This is a genomic window from Rhodococcus sp. MT28 (genome assembly GCF_058792695.1).
In genome coordinates, this window is the sequence record NZ_JBXAFD010000001.1 from 196,030 (window position 1) to 213,810 (window position 17,781).

At 63.4% G+C, this 17,781-nt stretch carries 16 protein-coding genes; 7 read left to right on the plus strand and 9 right to left on the minus strand.

Annotated features, from left to right (window positions below):
• Positions 1-46 precede the first annotated feature (46 nt).
• On the minus strand, positions 47-766 hold the full coding sequence (locus AC1Q6C_RS00905; protein ID WP_080909223.1) for an NADPH-dependent F420 reductase: 720 nt from the start codon (positions 764-766) through the stop codon (positions 47-49).
• A gap of 59 nt (positions 767-825) precedes the next feature.
• A complete protein-coding gene (locus tag AC1Q6C_RS00910) occupies positions 826-1,281 on the minus strand; it encodes a nitroreductase family deazaflavin-dependent oxidoreductase (RefSeq protein ID WP_042920867.1) in 456 nt (151 codons plus the stop codon).
• A 340-nt stretch (positions 1,282-1,621) separates the two neighbouring features.
• Between AC1Q6C_RS00910 and AC1Q6C_RS00915 the strand changes: the two genes are divergently transcribed.
• The 5 genes from AC1Q6C_RS00915 (at position 1,622) to AC1Q6C_RS00935 (ending at position 6,446) form a co-directional block, all read left to right on the plus strand.
• Entirely contained in the window at positions 1,622-2,188 is a 567-nt protein-coding gene (locus AC1Q6C_RS00915) for a TetR/AcrR family transcriptional regulator (protein ID WP_003945239.1), read from the plus strand.
• Between the two features lie 97 nt (positions 2,189-2,285).
• Positions 2,286-3,857, plus strand: a complete 1,572-nt coding sequence (locus AC1Q6C_RS00920) for an MFS transporter (protein ID WP_492666511.1) — start codon at positions 2,286-2,288, stop codon at positions 3,855-3,857.
• A 97-nt stretch (positions 3,858-3,954) separates the two neighbouring features.
• Positions 3,955-5,568: a serine hydrolase gene (locus AC1Q6C_RS00925; RefSeq protein ID WP_007726361.1), complete on the plus strand. Its 1,614-nt coding sequence runs from the start codon at positions 3,955-3,957 to the stop codon at positions 5,566-5,568.
• A gap of 17 nt (positions 5,569-5,585) precedes the next feature.
• Positions 5,586-6,011: a limonene-1,2-epoxide hydrolase family protein gene (locus AC1Q6C_RS00930; protein ID WP_007726363.1), complete on the plus strand. Its 426-nt coding sequence runs from the start codon at positions 5,586-5,588 to the stop codon at positions 6,009-6,011.
• Positions 6,012-6,041: 30 nt separating this feature from the next.
• Positions 6,042-6,446: a carboxymuconolactone decarboxylase family protein gene (locus AC1Q6C_RS00935; RefSeq protein WP_003945227.1), complete on the plus strand. Its 405-nt coding sequence runs from the start codon at positions 6,042-6,044 to the stop codon at positions 6,444-6,446.
• A 60-nt stretch (positions 6,447-6,506) separates the two neighbouring features.
• Here AC1Q6C_RS00935 and phoH2 read toward each other — a convergent pair whose 3' ends face one another.
• The 5 genes from phoH2 to AC1Q6C_RS00960 all read right to left on the minus strand — a co-directional run bounded on the left by phoH2 (position 6,507) and on the right by AC1Q6C_RS00960 (position 13,059).
• Entirely contained in the window at positions 6,507-7,874 is a 1,368-nt protein-coding gene (gene phoH2 / locus AC1Q6C_RS00940) for an RNA 5'-3' helicase PhoH2 (protein ID WP_003945274.1), read from the minus strand.
• A 275-nt stretch (positions 7,875-8,149) separates the two neighbouring features.
• Positions 8,150-8,866 (minus strand): helix-turn-helix transcriptional regulator, encoded by a 717-nt coding sequence (locus AC1Q6C_RS00945; RefSeq protein ID WP_492666330.1) that lies wholly within the window; start codon positions 8,864-8,866, stop codon positions 8,150-8,152.
• A 26-nt stretch (positions 8,867-8,892) separates the two neighbouring features.
• Complete coding sequence (locus AC1Q6C_RS00950; protein ID WP_116058059.1) at positions 8,893-10,326, minus strand: amidase; 1,434 nt, start codon at positions 10,324-10,326, stop codon at positions 8,893-8,895.
• A gap of 152 nt (positions 10,327-10,478) precedes the next feature.
• Entirely contained in the window at positions 10,479-11,786 is a 1,308-nt protein-coding gene (gene glyA, locus AC1Q6C_RS00955) for a serine hydroxymethyltransferase (RefSeq protein WP_003945195.1), read from the minus strand.
• A 76-nt stretch (positions 11,787-11,862) separates the two neighbouring features.
• Complete coding sequence (locus AC1Q6C_RS00960; protein ID WP_492666331.1) at positions 11,863-13,059, minus strand: DUF885 domain-containing protein; 1,197 nt, start codon at positions 13,057-13,059, stop codon at positions 11,863-11,865.
• Between the two features lie 172 nt (positions 13,060-13,231).
• Between AC1Q6C_RS00960 and coaA the strand changes: the two genes are divergently transcribed.
• Positions 13,232-14,164 carry a type I pantothenate kinase gene (gene coaA, locus AC1Q6C_RS00965; RefSeq protein WP_003945270.1) on the plus strand — a complete coding sequence of 311 codons (933 nt, stop codon included), beginning with the start codon at positions 13,232-13,234 and terminating at the stop codon, positions 14,162-14,164.
• Positions 14,165-14,170: 6 nt separating this feature from the next.
• Here the strand turns inward: coaA and AC1Q6C_RS00970 are convergent, their stop codons facing one another.
• Positions 14,171-14,938 carry an isoprenyl transferase gene (locus AC1Q6C_RS00970; RefSeq protein ID WP_003945211.1) on the minus strand — a complete coding sequence of 256 codons (768 nt, stop codon included), beginning with the start codon at positions 14,936-14,938 and terminating at the stop codon, positions 14,171-14,173.
• A gap of 172 nt (positions 14,939-15,110) precedes the next feature.
• Between AC1Q6C_RS00970 and trhA the strand changes: the two genes are divergently transcribed.
• Positions 15,111-15,779: a PAQR family membrane homeostasis protein TrhA gene (trhA, locus tag AC1Q6C_RS00975; RefSeq protein WP_492666332.1), complete on the plus strand. Its 669-nt coding sequence runs from the start codon at positions 15,111-15,113 to the stop codon at positions 15,777-15,779.
• Here the strand turns inward: trhA and AC1Q6C_RS00980 are convergent.
• A complete protein-coding gene (locus AC1Q6C_RS00980; protein WP_492666333.1) occupies positions 15,746-17,773 on the minus strand; it encodes a thioredoxin domain-containing protein in 2,028 nt (675 codons plus the stop codon). The two genes, trhA and AC1Q6C_RS00980, sit on opposite strands and share 34 nt — an antisense overlap.
• Between the last annotated feature and the right edge of the window lie 8 nt (positions 17,774-17,781).

Below are 17,781 nucleotides of genomic sequence, written 5' to 3' on the forward strand. Positions count from 1 at the left end.
AACAAAAGAGTGGCGGTTTCCACTTCGGAAACCGCCACACTTTTCCCTACACCGTAGTGGTTGCCCGCCACTCGTCGGTGCGATCGGGGCTCGCCTCGGCCAATGCTTTCAGCGTCGCTTCGCGATCGAAATCCTTGCCGTACACGGGAGTTCCCGGCTGCTGACGCCAGGAATCGTCGATCGTTCCCGCATCGACGGGATCGAAGCCCAACTGATTGATCAGATCGAAGACGACCTGCTTGTTCGCGTCGTCGTCGCCGGCGATGGGTAGCGCAATGCGCCCCTCTGCACCTTCGGGAAGCCCCTTCTCGAGGAGATGCTTCCACCAGATTCCGTTGAACGCCTTGAACACCGGTACACCCAGGTGTTCCTGCACCCATCCGCTTTCGGTCTGTCCGTCCTCGATGGCGGCGATCAGACCGTCACGCTGTTGCGGGTAGTAGTTGTTGGTCTCGATGACCGGGGCACCTGCGACCGCACCGCTGAGAATCCCCGCCGGTAGATCAACCACGTTCTTCTGCGGAATGCTCACGATGACCAGCTCGGCACCCTCGGCGGCCTCGGTGCTGCGGACTGCCTTCGCACCCGTCTCGGCTTCCAGTTCTGCAAGCGTGTCCGGTGTCCGCGAGTTCGAGACGCGCACGTCGTGACCGAGCGCAGCGAGCCTACGTGTGAGCGTGCCACCGATCTGACCGGCTCCGATGATTCCGATGCGCATGATCCTGCTCCTTCGTCGTGTGGAGTGGCGATCGCGCCACCGCTGCATTCGTCAACGACGAGAACGCACCGGGTCATTCCGCACCGGCCATTTCAACTCCCGTTGATTCAATCGGTTGACGAATCGAGTGCGAGTTTGATGCGAACACTGACCGGGTCGGTCTGCAATCCACGAAAGGCAGAGGCCGTCAGCGCCGATCTGATCTTCCCCGACGCAAATGTCTTCACCCGCGCCGGCACGTCGTCGTCCGGCATGATCTGGGCCTGTCCGTCCACCCACTCGCCGCGGCGACGGATCCGAACCTTCGGCGTCGCAGAGATATTGGCACCCCACCCCGTGCCGGTGCCATGCTGCGCAATGACCCACGCCTCGTCACCGTCGTAGGTGATCGCAACGGGCACTCGGCGGGTCAGACCGGTTCGGCGTCCAACCGTCTCGATCTCGGTCATCAACGACGGCATCAAACCGATCCGATTCAATCCGGTGACCAGCGGATTGGCGAAATACTTCCCGACTGCGACTTCGATTCTTCGTTTTCGTGCAACTGACGTCGGTACCGGCATGTCGTTTCCTCTCCTCCGAAGCTGGTGCTCGAAGCAACAGCTCTATACCGCACGATATAACCACTGTTTGGGGAGTTTTGCGACCAAGAATCTTCGTCGATACCCACCACCTGCACACAACACTTGACTGTGTCTGTCGGTTACATCTAGTCTCAGATTCGTTCCTATACCGATCGACATACTGGGAGGCAGTGATGAACACACCTCGAGACGCCTCGTTGCCATGACCGGCCCGCAGACGCGTTGTCCGATCGCCGCAGCGCGTCGCAAGTGGGGAGTACCAAGAGAATCAGCGGCACCAGATGATTCGAACAGCACTGCGATTGCATACGATGGCGGGATGGCCGACTCCGATTCCCGCACTCTGATGCTGGTCGGCGCCATCAATGCCTTCCGTGAACACGGGATCGCGACGACCTCGCTCACCGAGATCGTCGAACGCTCGGGAGCTCCCCGCGGGTCGGTATACCACTACTTTCCCGAGGGCAAAGGACAGCTGGCCGGCGAAGCAGTTGCCTACTTCGGCCGGGGCGTCAGTGCCGCCATCAGTTCGATGATCGCTCAGTCTTCCCCACCGGAGATCATCGACGCGGTTGTCACGATATTTCGAAACAGCTTGGTAGAGAGCGATTTCACCTCCTCCTGTCCGGTCGCAGCCGCGGCAGTGGAGGGCGCGTCGACGCCGGCGGCATTAACTGCTGCGGGCGAATCCTTCACCTCGTGGGAATCGCTACTCACATCGTTCTTCTGGCAGCAGGGACAGCCGTCCGAGACTGCAGCACAATGGGCAACCGTCGTGATCGCGTCAATCGAAGGCGCGACGCTGATGGCAAAAGCTCAGCACACCACGGCGCCTCTCGATCGCATCGGCGCTCACCTCAAGGCTCTGGTCTCGGCCCCGAGCTGACCAACCCTCTTTCTTCCAACCGCTGCTGCCGTCCGCGCAGGAGCAGAGATGGCGTACAAACATGTCTCACACACTTGCACCGGCGCCCTCGGCGCCCATGATGACCAAGTCACGTCGATTCACTGCGCTGATCTTCATCTGCCTCGCCGAACTCCTTGTCGTGCTGGACAACACAGTGGTCAACGTCGCACTGCCGACGATGAGCATCGACTTGTTCGCCAGCGTCAGCGACCTGCAATGGATCGTCGACGCGTACACGTTGACCTTCGCCGGGTTCCTACTCACTTTCGGCCACCTGGGTGACCGCTTCGGACGCCGCCGAGTGATGATCATCGGCTTGATCGGCGTCGGTGCGATGTCGCTCGTCGGCGCTTTGGCTTCCAACCTCGAACAGGTGATCATGGCGCGAGCCGCCATGGGTGTCTTTGCCGCAGCTGTCTTTCCGGCTACGTTGGCCATGATCACCAACATCTTCACCGACGCCAGAGAACGAGCCATCGCCATCGCGGCCTGGACCGCAATGGCCGGCTTCGCGATTGCCATCGGCCCGACTGCGGGCGGCTGGCTTCTCGAGCACTTCTCCTGGCACTCGGTGTTCTGGATGAACGTTCCGGCAGCATTGTTGGTCATCGTGGGTGTGCTGCTGGTTGTTCCGGAATCGAAGGCGCTCCACGTCGGCCGATTCGATTTCGTCGGAACAATCTTGTCGCTACTGGGCATCGTCATTCTGGTGTGGACCATCATCGACGCACCACATCGCGGATGGGTGTCGACATTCAGCATCACGGGATACCTCTCTGCGACAGTGTTTTTGGCCGCATTCGTCGCATGGGAACTGCGCACCGACGCGCCGATCCTGAACATGAATCTCTTCCGAATCCGGCGGTTTTCTTTCCCCGCCTTGGCTATTGCTGTCAGCTACTTCAGCATGTTCGGATTCTTGTTCCTGATCACGCAGTACTTCCAGGGCGTTCGGGAGTACTCGCCGCTCGAATTCGGCATCCACTCTTTGCCTTTCGCTGCAGCTGTCGCCGTGGGCGCCCCAGTCGCCACCTTGGCGGCACAGAAACTCGGCACGACTGCAGTGATGGTGTTCGGCCTCCTGGTACTCAGCGGCGGGATGTTCCTGGCGGGTCGGACGACCGTCGAGACGCCCTACCTCGGACCCGTCGTGATCTCGATGGTCCTCATGGGTCTGGGCCTCGCAATTGTCCAGGGACCGGCGACCGACTCCATCATGTCCTCGGTGCCCCTCGACGAAGCGGGCGCAGGTTCGGCAGTCAACGACACGACGCGTGAGCTCGGCGGGACCCTGGGCGTCGCCGTCATCGGTTCGATCGTCGCCTCGTACTACACGTCCAAGGTGGCTCCGATCGTCGACGCCATTCCCGACGCCGTGATGTCGGCGCAGGAGAAAGGCTTCGCTCGTGAGTCCGTGCTCAGCGTCATCGAAATCCGCTCCCGCGACATCAGTCCGCTCTTCGAGCAGCAGAAGGACAGTCTGATCTACACGATGAAGACCGCATGCCTGGAAGGCTTCGCCATCGCGTCGTACTTCACGGTCGGAGCAGCATTGATCACCGCTCTGCTGGTCGCGTTGTTGCTCCCTTGGAAGCCGGTCACGGAAGGCTCCATTCTCGGCAGTCTGACAACCAAGACCCCGAAGTAGCTACAAGGTTTCCCGATTTGTCCCAATATCAGCCCGCCGTTCCCCGATACTGGGTTGACCGAGTGGTACCGACGACAACCCTGCTAGGGAGAATCTCGTGTCCATCACCAGTAGAAACAGCTCGCGACTGTCGGCAGCGGCGGTTCCGGTAGTACTGACGGTCGCCCTGCTCGCCGGATGCTCGTCCGATTCAGACACCACCTCGGCGCCCGGGCCGGTCGTCAGCGACGCCAGCCCGGGTCTCGACGCCGGGGTGCCGATCCCGGACGGGCAAATCGACGACGCGGTCGGGAAGCTCGACGACCTCGCGAACGACCTCATGGCAAGTTCCGGTGTTCCCGGCATGGCGGTGGCCGTGGTGCACGGAGGTAAGACTGTGTACGCAAAGGGATTCGGGGTTCGCGAGTTGGGTAAGAGCGCCACCGTCGATGCCGACACCGTGTTCCAACTGGCATCGGTGTCGAAATCGGTCGGGGCCACGGTGGTCGCCCACGAAGTCGGAATCGGGACCGTCGACTGGGACACTCCGGTGATCTCGAAACTGCCGGGGTTTGCGCTTGCCGATCCGTGGGTGACCGACCACCTCACGATCTCCGATCTCTACACGCATCGGTCGGGGTTACCGGACCACGCCGGCGACGGGCTGGAGGACCTGGGCTACAACCGGGCTCAGGTACTCGAAAAACTTCGCCAACTACCGCTCAATCCATTCCGAATCACATACGAGTACACGAACTTCGGCGTCACAGCCGGTGCAGAGGCCGTTGCAGCCGCGGCGGGCACCGATTGGGAAACGCTGTCGCAGAACACGATCTACGGTCCGCTCGGTATGACTTCGACGTCTTCGCGGTTCGCCGATTACCAAGCCCGAGAAAATCGAACAGTCGGCCACATCCTCGAAGACGGAAAGTACAAGGTAGGGCCGGTTCGGGACGCCGACGCCCAATCCCCCGCCGGTGGAGTCAGCTCCTCGGTGAACGACATGGCCAAGTGGTTGGACATGGTGCTGTCGGGCGGTCGGTATCAGGGGCAGCAGGTCGTTCAGACGGAGGCGCTCGTGCCCGCAGTCAACCCGGAAATCGTCTCGCGCCATGCGCAGGAAATCGGGGAACGCTCCGGCTTCTACGGCTACGGGTTCAACGTTTCCGACAGCGCGGCAGGCCGTGTGACCGCCAGCCACTCCGGCGCCTTCCTGCTCGGTGCCGGGACCAATTTCGTGACGATTCCCTCCGCTGACGTCGGCATAGTCGTTCTGACCAACGGCACGCCCACCGGCGTCGCAGAGACTTTGACCGCCGAATTCGCCGATCTGGTGCAGTTCGGGAAGATCACCCGCGAGTGGCGCCCGCTGTACGAAGCGTCCTTTGCCTCACAGGCCGACCCTGAGGGCGAACTTGCCGGGAAGACGCCGCCGGCCTCCCCCGCTCCCGCGCCACCGACAGACCAATTGACCGGCGACTACGGCAATCCGTACTGGGGTCCCGCGCTCGTGACGCAGCAGAACGGTGCGCTGACCTTGACCATGGGTCCCGCGGCCGCGACGTACCCTCTGACCCACTGGGACGGAAACACCTTCACGTTCCCGCTCAGCGGCGAGAACGCACCGGCCGGGACGGTCTCGAAGGCCACCTTCGACGGAAACTCGCTAACCTTGGAGTACTTCGATCACGATCATCTCGGTACCTTCATCCGGGCAACACCGGCCGAATAATCAGCCAAGGACACCCCATGAGTAGTTCGACAGCCACGGTGAACGCAATGTTCGCGGCCCTCACCGATTTCGACGTGGACGCCGCAGCCGAATTGATGACAGACGACATCGTCTGGCAGAACGTCTCGCTCCCCACCCTGCGAGGCAAGAAGACCGTCGTGCGAGCGCTACGTCTGGTCACCAAGCCTTCACTGAAATTCGAGGCGGAGATGCACCACATCGTCGGCGACGAGTCCACGGTGCTCACCGAACGCACCGACATCCTCACCGTCGGACCGTTGCGCATCGAGTTCTGGGTATGCGGAACTTTCGAACTGCGCGACGGCAAGGTCTGCGTCTGGCGGGACTACTTCAGTCTGCGAGACGTCGCGTGGGGCGTGGTGACCGCGGTCGGCCGCGCAGTCGTCGGGACCGGGACACGAAGTAGGCTTGCTCCGGCCTGAAATCACCTGCCGAAAGCGAGCGAACCTGCCATGTCCGAAAACACCACGCCTGACTCCTTCGACGCCGGATTGGCTGTGCGCACCGAAGTCATGGGGGCCGATTTCGTCGACGCCGCCTTCGAGCGCACCCGGGGAACGGACAGCGAAGAACTGCAGAACTTCGTGACGGCCAACGTCTGGGGTTCGGTATGGACGCGTCCCGGACTCGATCGCCGCAGTCGCAGTCTGATCAATCTGGGGATGCTGATCGCGCTGCGCGCCGAGAACGAACTCAAAGGCCACGTACGTGGGGCATTGCGAAACGGATTGACGCGCACCGAGATCGTCGAAACCGTGATCCACGCGAGCGCGTACTGCGGCGCTCCGGCCGGACTGGCGGCGATGCGTGTCGTGCAGGAAGTTCTCGACAACGAACTGGGACCGCTGCAAAACTGAACAACTTCAAACCCAGGCATCTCCCCGTGCAGACCGAAGTCCGCACGGGGAGATCACTTCTCAGGAAGTGGGGCCGAACTCCTCGAGCATGTCGGTCACCAACTCGGCGATCGGCGAGCGCTCACTGCGCGTGAGTGTGATGTGCGCAAAAAGCGGGTGACCCTTGAGCTTTTCGATGACGGCCGCAACTCCGTCGTGCCTGCCCACTCGCAGGTTGTCACGCTGCGCGACGTCGTGCGTGAGGACCACTCGCGAGCCGGTTCCCAGACGAGAAAGCACTGTCAGCAGAACATTTCGTTCGAGCGACTGCGCTTCGTCGACGATCACGAACGAATCGTGCAGCGACCGACCGCGAATATGCGTCAGCGGCAACACTTCCAGCATTCCGCGGGCGAGAACCTCCTCGAGAACCTCTGGCGAGGCCAACCCGTCGAGAGTGTCGAAAACGGCCTGAGCCCACGGGCCCATCTTCTCGCTCTCACTACCGGGAAGGTAGCCGAGTTCTTGTCCGCCAACGGCATACAACGGACGGAAGACGACAACCTTGCGCTGAGTGCGGCGCTCGAGAACGGCTTCCAAACCTGCCGTCAGAGCCAAGGCCGACTTACCGGTGCCCGCCTTACCACCGAGAGAGATGATGCCGATGCTCTCGTCCATGAGGAGATCGAGCGCAATGCGCTGCTCGGCGGAGCGGCCGTGCAACCCGAACGCCTCGCGCTCACCGCGCACCAACTGGATGCGCTTGTCGGGAGTCACCCGACCGAGGGCGCTCGACGAACCACCGAGCAGGCGAAGACCCGTGTGACACGGCAGATCTCGCGCTTCGTCGAGGTCCAGGAAACCCTCGTTGAACAGCTCGTCGATGTCCGTCGAGGCGACGTCCAGCTCAGTCATGCCCGTCCATCCGGATGGCACGACGTCGTGAGCGTGGTACTCGTCGGCAGGTAGTCCCACCGCGCCTGCCTTCACACGAAGCGGAATGTCCTTGCTGACGAGGACCACATCCTTGCCCTCCGCAGCAAGATTCAGCGCACACGCCAGAATCCTCGAATCGTTACTGTCCGTGCGGAATCCGACGGGCAGGACCGCAGGGTCGGTGTGATTGAGTTCGACCTGCAGTGTCCCGTTCTCGGTGCCGATCGGCACCGGACGGTCGAGGCGGCTGTATTCGATCCGTAGATCGTCGAGCATGCGGAGCGATTCTCGGGCGAACCATCCCAGTTCGTGGTGGTGCCGTTTGCCTTCGAGTTCACTGATCACGACCAGTGGGAGTACCACGTGGTGTTCGGCGAATCGAGTGACAGCCCATGGATCGGACAGTAGTACCGAGGTATCCAAGACGTACGTGCGAAGTGCATCTCCCGAATGATTCCCGGCTGATAGATCAGCCCGGGCCGAGTGGGCAGAGACGGAGCGTGATGCAGTCACGTTGGGCTCCTAGGTCTGCGCGGCACCCGCGCAAACTCAGCTCGCTGGGCCGGACGGCTCTGGTGTCAGGTGACGCTGTGTCAGCTGAAACAAGGGCCGGGCGCCGGCCCTCTCGTACTGAGTGTTTCAGTCACGATCAGAACCTCCCGCACAAGTAACTTCTGGTTACTCGTTACTGCCGACGGTACTGCGGATCGGACACTCGCGCCACGGAACGAGCCGCACATCTGGTGAACGCCAGGTAACAAAATGCCACTCGTGTGATTCGGCGTCACTCAGGACTCGATCAGACCCCACTTCGCGGCGCGCACCGCTGCCTGAACCCGCGAATTGGTTCCGGCCTTGACGAAGATGTTCTCGAGATGGGTGGCGACGGTGCGACGGCTGACGAACAACTCCTCGGCGATCTCGACATTGCCCGCGCCCCTGGCCACCAATTGCAGTACTTGAATCTCCCGTGGGCTCAGATGGACACGATCGAGCGCCACCTGGTCCCCCACGACGCGCGAGCAAGCTGCGCTGGACGCCGCCACCACCTCCCGTACGCGATCGACGACGCCGGAATCCGCGAAGCTCATGTGCAGCAATCCGGTCACCTCACGGCCGGAGAACCCCAATGCGACCGACGCACCCTCGGCGTACCCGGACGGCCGCAGAACATCGGTGACCATCTCGACCTGCTCGAATCGTGGCACGTCCTGCCAGAACACGGGCACGCCCGAAGCCTCGCGAATGATGCCGAAGAGATTGCGATCGGCGACGAAGTCCTCGAGCAGGAACTCGAGCACCCTGGCGTCGTATCCGGAACTCGCCAGAGCCCGATGTCTTCCGCTCGACGGGTCTCGGTACGTGACCGCCGCAGCCGAGTACGCGAGTCCACGTGCGCGGAGTTCTTCGGCGCACAGGCCGAGAATGCCGTACGCCCCGGCCGCCGGCGATCGCGGCGCGAACATGTCAGGTCCAGCGCCGCGATCAGGCAGTACAGACGTCATCACACCAATCTAGCCAATTGTGTGAGCTAGGCCACGACCAGTGAATCGGCCGGCTTCTTGTCCGCCCACGGACGCACCGCTTCGAAGTTCGCGGCAGTCCGCAAGACCAGTGCGTCCCGGCGGTGACGTGCGGCGATCTGCAGCCCCACCGGTCGACCGTCGGCGGTGAATCCGGCGGGCACGGTGATCGCCGGATTGTTGAGCATGTTGTACGGGTAGGTGAAGAGCCAATCGAGCAACTGCTCACGCAGCGACGCACCTTCGAGCCACGACGGCGCGAACTGACTGAGCGGGAACGTGGCCGAAGCCAGGGTCGGCGAGACCAACACGTCGTAGTCGTTCATGAACGTCGTCCACGTGTCCCACATGACGCCGCGGAATGCGTCGGCCCGCCCGACGTCGACACCGGTGAGCCGCTCGGCCTCGTGCATGATCTCGATCAGGTTGTCGTCGACCTCGCCGCGCTGGTTCTCCCAGTCGAGCAAGTCGTATTCGGAAGCGAAACCGGGAACCCAGATGCCGTTCCACATCGACTCCGACGGATTTCCCCACTGCGGGGTCGCCTCGGTGATCTGGGCACCCAATTCCTCGAATGCCGCCAGCGCGTCGAGGCACACTGCCAGCACCTCCGGATCAACATGGCCGAGACCGAGATTCGGCGACCACGCCACGCGAAGGCCCTTCACGTCGCCCTTCGAGGCTTCGACGTACGAGGTCTCGGCACGCTCGATCGAGAGCGGGTCCGCATTGTCCGGCCCGGCCATGATGTCGAGCATCAGCGCGTTGTCGGCAACAGTCCGGGTGATCGGACCGTGATACGCCCAGTTGTAGAAGCGCCCGGCCAGGATGGTCTGCGGGATGACGCCGGTGGTCGGCTTCAACCCGACGACCCCGCAGAGCGCCGACGGGATACGCACCGATCCCGCGCCGTCACTGCCCTCGGCGAGTGGCCCGAGGCCTGCAGCCACGGCAGCCGACGCACCGCCACTGGACCCGCCCGCGCTGTTGCCGAGCTTCCACGGGTTGTGCGTCGGCCCGTACAGGTGGTTGTCCGTGCCACCGTAGTAACCACTTTCGGGAGTGTTCGTCTTTCCCAGGAACAGTCCGCCGGCGCCACGCAGCCTGTCCACGACGACGGCATTTCCCGTCGCGATGTTGTCGGCCATCGGCTTCATCCCGAACGTGGTCGGCAGCCCGTCGACTGCCGTCAGATCTTTGATCGTGAACGGAACGCCGTGCAGCGGGCCGAGTTTCTCGCCCGCTTCCTGTTGCCGTGAGAGTTCGGCCGCATCGCGCGTCACCTGCTCGCGATCGAACTGGACTATCGCGTTGATCGACGGATTGACGGCGTCGACGCGCTGGATCATCGCTTCGGCAATCTCGTTGGGCGAGAGACTGTTCGACGCGACCGACGCCGCCATCTCGGTAGCGGAGAGCCAATGCAGATTCTGTTCGGTCATGGGGTTTCCTTCGCCGGAGGGGTGATGCTCTCAGGCTAGGAAGCACCGAACTCGGCCACCATCGGTCATGTGACCGATACCACAATCCGCGACTGGCAAAAAACCAGCGGCCCGGCCCCTCGAAAGGGACCGGGCCGTCGGTGAAGGAATTCCTAGACGTTCTTGCTGAGCAGGCCCCAGTTCTCGAGACCGTCGTACAGCGGAAGGTCGAGAGCGAGCTTGGCGACGCGCGCACGCAGCGCCGGCAGATCCGCGTTGCCGGCCAGAGCGGTACCGATGATGTCGGCGACCTCGGTGAACTCGGCATCGCCGAATCCGCGAGTGGCCAACGCTGCGGTACCGATACGCAGACCGGAGGTGGTCATCGGCGGGCGGGGATCGAACGGAACAGCGTTGCGGTTGACCGTGATGCCGATTTCGTGCAGAAGGTCCTCACCCTGCTGGCCGTCGAGCTGCGAGTTACGCAGGTCCACGAGCACGAGGTGGACGTCAGTGCCGCCGGTCAGGACGCTGATGCCCTGGTCTGCGACGTCCTTGTTGCCCAGACGCTCGGCAAGGATGCGCGCACCGGAAAGGGTGCGTGCCTGACGATCCTTGAACTCTTCACCGGCAGCGATCTTGAAGGTGACTGCCTTGGCCGCGATGGCGTGCATGAGCGGTCCACCCTGCTGACCGGGGAAGACAGCGGAGTTGAGCTTCTTGGCCCACTCTTTCTTCGCCAGGATCAGGCCCGAACGCGGACCACCGAGGGTCTTGTGGACGGTCGAGGAGACGACGTCTGCGTACGGGACGGGCGACGGGTGCAGGCCTGCCGCAACCAGTCCGGCGAAGTGAGCCATGTCCACCCACAGGTACGCCCCGACCTCGTCGGCGATCGCACGGAACGCCGCGAAGTCCTGCTGACGCGGGTACGCGGACCAGCCGGCAACGATGACCTTCGGCTTCTCGGCGAGGGCGATCGAGCGCACCTCGTCCATGTCGATGCGGTGATCTTCCTTGCTGACGCCGTAGGACGCGACGTCGTACAACTTGCCGGAGAAGTTGAGCTTCATGCCGTGCGTGAGGTGACCGCCGTGTGCAAGGTCGAGGCCGAGCAGCTTCTCACCCGGGTTCATCAGTGCCATCAGAACAGCAGCGTTGGCCTGTGCGCCCGAGTGCGGCTGAACGTTCGCGAACTCTGCACCGAAGAGTTCCTTCGCACGGTTGCGCGCCAGATCCTCGATGACGTCGACGTGCTCGCAACCGCCGTAGTAACGACGTCCCGGGTAGCCCTCGGCGTACTTGTTGGTCAGGACGCTGCCCTGAGCCTGCAGAACCGAGCGGGGAACGAAGTTCTCCGACGCGATCATCTCGAGCGTGTCGCGCTGACGAGCCAATTCACCAGCCATCGCCTCGGCGACTTCGGGGTCGAGTTCGGCGAGTGATGCAGAGTTGACGTCGGAGCCGGGCACAGCGGTCATCGAGGAATCTCCAAGCTGGATGCGGAAACGAATGCGTCCAGTCTACGAAGTTCGCTCCCGCCGTCTCCACCCGGCACTAGGCAGCACGCAGAGAGCTGGGGACCAGCGGCTCGTCGAGCAGCCTGCGGAAGCGTTCGGTGCGCTCCGCGCCCACCGGCACCTCGTCCAGCCAGCCCCCGAGCAGCCGGTATCCCTCGACATACGTGCTGGTGTATGCCCGCCACAGCGGCGAAGACAGGAACTTGAGCGATTGGCGAGCGCGTTCCGGCGTCGACAGCGACCACCGTTCGAGGAACAGCGCCACGTCGTCGAGGCTGCGCCCCTCGTCGTGCAACATCAGCGCCGCATCCTGCCGGACACTCAGCAGTTGCCCCGACGCGGCGGAGAGCCGTTGCGCCTTTTCCCCGTCGAAAGACAAGCCGAGGTCGGCGTAGATGTCCTGCGCCCACAAACCCCAGTCCGGGCCGACAATCGCTTCCAGCGCCAAATCCGCGAGGCCTTCGGCCATGATGCACTGCGGCGTGTTGACCAGGAACAGTGTCTGCTCGAGCTGGCCCGAACCGACCAGACCGGCTTCCTTACGGCAATGCTCGGTGTGATGGCCGGGGTAGGACTCGTGCGCGATCAGCCGCGGTAGGTTGGCCATGAACTGCGGCAGATCCGAATTGATCGCAACCTTGGAGCGGTAGTCACCGAGGTAGTAGTTGAAGCCGGACCACGGCTTGTCCCCCACCACTTCGTATTCGACGGTTTCCGACGCGGGAAGCCCGAACGTGCCGCGGACCAGATCGCGCAGCGCACTCGACATTGCCTCGACGCATTCGTTCAGTTTCGCCGCGGGGATCTCGTCGTCCTTGCGATGGGCCTGCACCCGCTGCGCCAGCGGTCCCGGACCGGGCAGAACTTCACCCATCAACCGGTGAGCGTCGCTGTAGGCGTCCTCGTTTCCCTTCTCGATTCGGACGTCGAAGTACGCCTCGACCTCGTCCACGAAGCCGATGTCCTCACCCGCGAACTTGCGCCCGGAGCATTCCAGGGCGCGAAGGTGTACGTCGACGAAGTGGGCGCGTTCGGCATTCAGACCACTTCCGGCCAACTCGCCCCGCAATTCACGTGCCGTGCGGGCAAGTTCACGCGGATCGGGCTTCGGGGCGCTCTCGATCTGCTTACGCAGCGCCGGGTCACCGGTGAATGCGTCGACGAACCCGTCTTCGAGACGGTCGAAACCCAGTCCGAGCAGCAGGTATTGGCGAACAAGTGTGTCTGGATCCATAACGACCGAGCCTAGTCGCTCGCTCCGGAATGCCACCCGGCGAAAGTCCCGGACGTGGCACCGAGCACAATCCGACTATGCACTCGGATCGTGCGCACACGCGCCTGGCTTGCTCGCATAGCTGTTTCGTCCGCCGGGCCCCGGGTTCACTACGTGCCGGTGAGCTGGGCTGATGGCGCGCACCAACGAATCGAGTCCCTACGTCGAGTTCGATCGCAAGCAGTGGCGGACACTGCGTAAGTCGACGCCGCTGGTGTTGACCGAGGACGAGTTGTACGGCCTGCGTGGTCTCGGCGAGCAGATCGATCTCGAAGAAGTTGCCGAGGTTTATCTCCCCCTTGCACGTCTGATCCACCTGCAGGTGGCGGCACGCCAACGACTGTTCGCGGCCACCGCGACCTTCCTCGGTGAGAAGCATCCCGACCGTCAAGTGCCCTTCGTCATCGGTGTCGCCGGTTCGGTCGCGGTCGGAAAATCCACGACTGCTCGTGTGCTGCAAGCTCTCCTGGCCCGCTGGGATCACCATCCACGCGTCGACCTCGTCACCACGGACGGATTCCTCTATCCGACCAGGGAACTCCAGCGTCGGGGCATCATGCACCGCAAGGGTTTTCCCGAAAGCTACGATCGCCGCAAGCTGTTGCGCTTCGTCACCGAAGTCAAGTCCGGGGCGGAAGAGGTAGCGGCACCGGTCTATTCGCACACGTCGTACGACATCATCCCGGGCCAGTACCACCTGATCCGCCAGCCCGACATCCTCATCATCGAGGGCCTCAACGTCCTGCAGACCGGCCCGCGTCTGATGGTCTCCGATCTGTTCGACTTCTCGATCTACGTCGACGCCCGCATCGAGGACATCGAAGCCTGGTACATCCAGCGGTTCCTCGCGCTACGCAACACGTCGTTCGCCGATCCGAACGCCCACTTTCACCACTACTCCGGCCTCTCCGACCGTGACGCGACCATCGCGGCGAAGGAGATCTGGAACTCGATCAATCACCCGAACCTGGTGGAGAACATTCTCCCCACCCGTCCCCGCGCAACCCTGGTGCTGCGCAAGGACGCCGATCACACGATCAACCGGCTGCGGCTGCGCAAGCTCTGAGACGGCTCAGGCGCCGAACCGGCGGTGGCGCGCCGCGTAATCGCGCAAGGCTCGAAGAAAGTCGACTCGACGGAACTCGGGCCAGTACGCCTCGGTGAACCAGATCTCCGAATAGGCGCTCTGCCACAACAGGAATCCGGAGAGCCGCTGCTCGCCGGAGGTGCGGATCACCAGATCCGGATCGGGCTGTCCCGACGTGTACAGATGCCCGTCGATGCCGTCGACCGTGACGGCCTGGATCAGTTCGTCGCCGCTCAGACCCGCACCGATCTTGTCGCGCAGGAGCGATTGGACGGCGTCGGCGATCTCCTGACGCCCGCCGTATCCGATCGCGACGTTGACATGTGTCCCGGTTCGGCCGCTCGTCCCCGCCGCCGCTTCCCGCAAGCGCCTGGACTGCTCGGGAGGCAGAAGATCGAGAGCCCCGACGATCTGCACACTCCAGTTCTTGCCGGGCCCGGAGATCTCTTCGACGACGTCGGTGATGATTTCGAGGAGGGTGTCGAGCTCTTCCGGCTCGCGGCGCAGGTTCTCGGTCGAGAGCAGGTAGATGGTTGCCATCTCGATTCCGGCGGCGTCGCACCACTCGAGCAATTCGGCAATTTTGAGCGCGCCCATGCGGTGCCCGTGACTGACATCGGTGAAGCCGTTCTCGCGAGCCCATCGCCGATTTCCGTCACACATCACGGCTACGTGCCGTGGGTGCGCGAGACCGTCGAGATGACTGAGGAGTCGTCGCTCGTAGATGCTGTACAGCAGTCCGCGCAGATTCACCGTGACATCACCATGGTGTCAAAGACTACGCCCGGCAGTGACAGCCACATGCGAGCGCCGTCACGCTTTTTGTACGCGTCGAAAACCCGCAGGTAGGTTATGCTACTGATGCGTAACCTACGGTACCGTAGGTTACGCGGTTCGCAACAGTACGGAACGAGAGGGGTTGCACATGACGGCATTCGGGCTCGAAGAGCTTCCGGTCAAACCACGCATGCGCGGTTGGATCCATCTGTGGGCGCTCGGTGTCTCCGTCGTCGCGGGCATTGTTCTCGTCTCCGTAGCCGGCGCTCAGGTCGGCGCCAAAGCGGCTTGGGCGACCGCGATCTACAGCGTCACGATCTTTGGCCTCTTCGGCATCAGTGCGACGTATCACCGCATCCAGTGGCAGACGGTCAAGGGCCGTACGTGGATGAAGCGTGCGGACCATTCGATGATCTTTCTCTTCATCGCCGGCAGCTACACACCGTTCGCCATGCTCGGCCTCCCGACTCACACCGGCAAGATCATCCTCGCGATCGTGTGGGCAGGCGCGCTCGCCGGCGTCGCACTCAAGATGCTCTGGCCCACCGCCCCGAAATGGGTGGGAGTCCCGCTCTACCTGCTCCTCGGTTGGGCGATCGTTCCCGTGGTCGGTGAACTGACGCACCAGGTCGGTGTGGCGCCGATGGTGCTGCTGCTCGTCGGCGGAATCTTCTACAGCGTCGGCGCAATTCTGTACGCGACGAAATGGCCCAACCCGTGGCCCACGACGTTCGGGCATCACGAGTTCTTCCACGCCGCGACGGTCGTCGCAGCGATCTGCCACTACATCGCGGTATGGCTCGTCGTGTTCAACTGACTCGCCAGTTCCACCACCGTCGTCACCGGCCGATCACACACGAATCCCCGACAGATGTACGCGGCTTCACCTCCGTCGACGAGGGGTCGATCTGCAAGCAGCGGTGAAGAATCCGGGGCACCCCCGACAACCACTGCACCACCCGGCGCAAGCCGGCGGGCATCGGCCAACAGCGAACCTTCCCCGACGACGGCCACCTGTATCGGACCACGCAACGACGCTTCCGCCACCGCGAGCCAGTGCCCCGCCGACCGAGGCGCACGCTCGAGCGGCAGCGTGGCCCTCGCCAGCGCGTCCGCCGCGGCCTGGGCGTAACGAGAAGAGCGCTCGGCATCGGTCAACGCCGCTGCGGTCAACAGAGCCTCCGCGACGCTCGACGCACCGGACGGCGTCGCGCCGTCCAACGGGTCTCGGGGCCGAGTCACGAGCGACTCCGCGAAATCGGCCGTGTCGAACCAGCTTCCCGGCTCGGCCGGATCAGCGAAGTGGTCGACAGTGACGTCGAGCAACTGCTGCGCCGCATCGAGCCACCGCGCCAATCCCGTTGCCTGGTACAGAGCCAGGAGGCCGGTGGCCAACATTGCGTAATCCTCGAGCACGCCCGTCGGGGCGCCGACAGCCCCGCCGAGGGAAGCACGACGCAAGTGATCGTCCACCAGGTGAAGGTCGAGAAGAGCGCCTGCGCACTCGGCCGCCGCGGTGATCCAGTCGGGTCGGTCCAGGGCAAGTCCCGCTTCCGTCAAGGCCGTGACGGTCAGCCCGTTCCAGGCCGTCACCACCTTGTCGTCGCGGCCGGGCTGTGGACGCTGAGCCCGGACGGCGCGTAGAGCGTCGGAGATCGTCTGCCAGCGCGACCAGTCGTCGGGGTCACGGGGCAACTGCAGTACCGACGCACCCTCTTCGAAGGTTCCGGTATCGGTGACCCGGAACAACTCCGACGCCCACTGCCCGTCCTCCGCGCCGAGTACCTCGACCAGCTGCGTCGGCGTCCATACGTACGTGAGGCCTTCGACGCCGTCGGTGTCGGCATCGAGAGCCGAAGCGAAGCAACCGTTCTCGGTCAGCAGATCGGAGAGCAGGAACCTTGCGGTCTCCTCGGTGACGCGAGTGGCGAGGTCCGATCCGGTGCGCCGCGCCCAGTGCGCGTAGAACCGCAGGAGCAGCGCATTGTCGTAGAGCATCTTCTCGAAGTGCGGAACCACCCACTCGGCATCGACCGAGTACCGCGAGAAACCCCCACCCAACTGGTCGTAGATCCCGCCACGTGCCATTGCTTCGGCGGTGCGCTCGATGCCGCCGAGGATCTCGCCCGAACCCGTTCGCTCGTACTGTCGGAGCAGCCCCTCCAGTAGTGCCGACGGTGGAAACTTCGGTGCCCCACCGAATCCCCCGCGCGGGACGTCCTCGTCGCCGAGGATCGACCGACCCGCCGCGTTCAGCAGCTCGGCGTCGATGGGTGCTCCGCCGTACGGAATCCCGCCCGACGCGCGCTGAAGTTCCGTGACGATCGACTGTGCCGCGTTGTCGACCTCGTCGCGCCGATTCGTGAAGGTGTCGGCTATCGCTTCGAGAAGCTGTGTGAACGACGGCATTCCGCCGCGAGGCGTCGGCGGGTAGTACGTGCCGCAGTAGAACGGTGAACCGTCGGGAGTCAGGAAACAGGTCATGGGCCAGCCGCCCTGGCCGGTCATCGCAACCGTCGCATTCATGTAGACGGCGTCGATGTCGGGACGTTCTTCTCGGTCCACCTTCACACAGACGAAGTTCGCGTTCATGACGGCCGCGATCTCGTCGTTCTCGAACGACTCGTGCGCCATGACGTGGCACCAGTGGCACGCCGAGTATCCGATCGAGAGGAGGATCGGCACGTTGCGCTCGCGCGCCCACTCCATCGCTTCTTCGCCCCACTGTTGCCAGTGGACCGGATTGTCGGCGTGCTGACGCAGGTAAGGGCTCAAGGACCCACCCAGGTTGTTCCGCATCCGTGGGTCCATCGCCGCTA